4 protein-coding genes and 1 pseudogene are annotated in these 2,135 nt (G+C 44.8%); all 5 read left to right on the top strand.

Annotated elements, in window-relative coordinates:
• Positions 1-804 (top strand): annotated as a pseudogene (gene spoVAD, locus JCM19033_RS21570) (stage V sporulation protein AD); the annotation flags it as partial.
• Positions 805-806: 2 nt separating this feature from the next.
• Positions 807-1,154, top strand: coding sequence for a stage V sporulation protein AE (gene spoVAE, locus JCM19033_RS21565; RefSeq protein WP_157050024.1), 348 nt, complete (start codon positions 807-809; stop codon positions 1,152-1,154).
• 11 nt (positions 1,155-1,165) lie between these two features.
• Positions 1,166-1,372: a DUF1657 domain-containing protein gene (locus JCM19033_RS21560; RefSeq protein WP_054637877.1), complete on the top strand. Its 207-nt coding sequence runs from the start codon at positions 1,166-1,168 to the stop codon at positions 1,370-1,372.
• Between the two features lie 21 nt (positions 1,373-1,393).
• A complete protein-coding gene (locus JCM19033_RS21555) occupies positions 1,394-1,594 on the top strand; it encodes a hypothetical protein (protein WP_054637876.1) in 201 nt (66 codons plus the stop codon).
• A partial coding sequence (locus JCM19033_RS21550; RefSeq protein ID WP_198153627.1) for a YetF domain-containing protein occupies positions 1,513-2,135 on the top strand: 623 nt, incomplete at its 3' end. The genes JCM19033_RS21555 and JCM19033_RS21550, both read left to right, overlap by 82 nt.

Below are 2,135 nucleotides of genomic sequence, written 5' to 3'. Positions count from 1 at the left end.
CTCCAAGGATCAAGTACAATTTGTCCTTGCTGGTGATTTAATAAACCAGATTACCGCGACAAGCTTTGCCTGCCGTACTTTAAGTATTCCGTATATAGGATTATTCGGGGCTTGTTCTACTTCCATGGAAGGCTTGGCTCTATCTGCTTTCCTTGTTGATAATGGAGGAGCCAATAATATACTAACAGGTCCGCAAGCCATAATTCAGCCGTTGAAAAACAGTTCAGGTACCCAACCGAGTACGGGGCACAAAAACCACCTACAGCCCAGTGGACAGTTACAGCAGGAGGAGCGGCTCTCCTCTCTTCGAGCGGCACTGGTCCTAGAGTGACCTCAGCGACGATCGGGAAGGTTGTGGATATGGGTTTGTCCGATCCCTTTAATATGGGCGGGGCCATGGCACCCGCAGCAGTTGATACGATTGAAGCCCATTTTAGAGATCTTGCTATTGAACCTGATTACTACGACTTAATTGTAACAGGTGACCTGGGAAAAGTAGGACGGCCTATCGCTTTAGATTTATTTGAAAAACATAACCTAAGTATTTCTGATGAAAAGTTTAAGGATTGCGGAATCATGATTTATAACGATGATCAGCCAGTGATCGCCGGGGGGAGTGGTTCCGGGTGTTCTGCAGCCGTGCTATACGGCCATTTATTAAACCGAATGAGAAATGGGGATTTTAAGAGGATTCTCGTAGTGGCAACGGGCGCATTGCTATCTCCGTTGACCTTTCAGCAGAAAGAGAGTATTCCATGTATTGCGCATGCCGTAGCCATTGAAAGCGAGGGGGCAAAGGGATGACAATGTTCATTAGTGCTTTTATTGTCGGAGGCCTTATTTGTGTGATCGGGCAGCTTATGATGGATGTAGGAAAATTGACACCAGCTCACACATTGAGCACATTAGTGGTCTTCGGTGCCATCCTCGATGGCCTTGGTTTATATGAGCCTCTTATTGACTTTGCAGGTGCCGGGGCCACTGTTCCCATCACAAGCTTTGGTAATGCTCTTGTCCATGGGGCTATGGCAGAAGCAGAACAGCATGGCATTGTAGGTGTGGTTACAGGTATTTTTGAGGTAACAAGTGCAGGTATTTCTTCAGCGATCATTTTCTCATTTATCGCAGCTTTAATTTTTAGACCAAAGGGTTAGGAGGAACCATAATGACTGTTGCTTCCCAGGTAAAAGGTACGCTCGCACAGCTAAAAGGAATTGAAGCATCCTTGGAAAAGTATACAGCTGAATCTGAAAAAGCCGATCACAGAAAATTATTTCAGGACAACAAAGAGGTTGTAAGCCAGGTCATCGTTCAGATGGAGCAGCGAATATCTCTGCTTGAGCTGGAAGAACCCCAATATAAAGGGTTATAAAACAAATAGGAGGTGTCATGGATGCCTGGATGGGTAGAGGTGATGATTCGGTCCATTGTATTATTCGTATTAATTTTTCTGGTAGCAAAAATGTGGGTGCGAAAACCTGTCGGTGAGTGGAGCGCCTTTGAAGGGATGCTATCGATAGCAGCTGGTGGAGCTGCAGGAGTTTCAGCAGTTTATTTAGCTATCCCCCTGCTTTTCCTGTTTTTGCTCTGCTGATTTGGGGATTTCTCCCCCTTGCCCTTGCTTATCTTGCTCTTCGAAGCGAAACCTTTAGATATTGGTATGAAGGAAAGCCCGTTGCCGTTATTCAAGATGGCAAGATATTAGAGGACCACATGAAAAAAAGCCAGCTTTCATCTGATCAATTGTTAAGAAAGCTTAGAGAAAAGCAGGCATTTCAAGTGGCTGATGTAGAATTCGCTTTACTGGAACCTAATGGCGAGGTGAATGTTCTTCTTAAAAAAGAACAGCAGCCCCTGACTCCTAAAACAGCACAATTGGATGTTCCTTCTTTAAAAGAACCAGAAACAATTGTCCAGGATGGGGAAATTAAAGATGAGGCACTGGCAAGAAGAGGGTATTCCAGAGAGTGGCTTCAAACAGAAGTAGAAAAGCTTGGGATTACGATTGAAAATATTTTTTTAGCTCAAGTGGACGAACTTGGGGAGCTGCAAGTGGACCTGTTTGATGATAAGCTTCAGACCCCGCAGCCTATAGAAAAACCCCTCTTCCTGTCAGCAGTAAAAAAGTGTCAGGC

The sequence above is a fragment of the Thalassobacillus sp. C254 genome, assembly GCF_001310615.1.
Note: the sequence above shows the minus strand (reverse complement) of the source record. Positions and strands in the feature narration are given on the sequence as shown.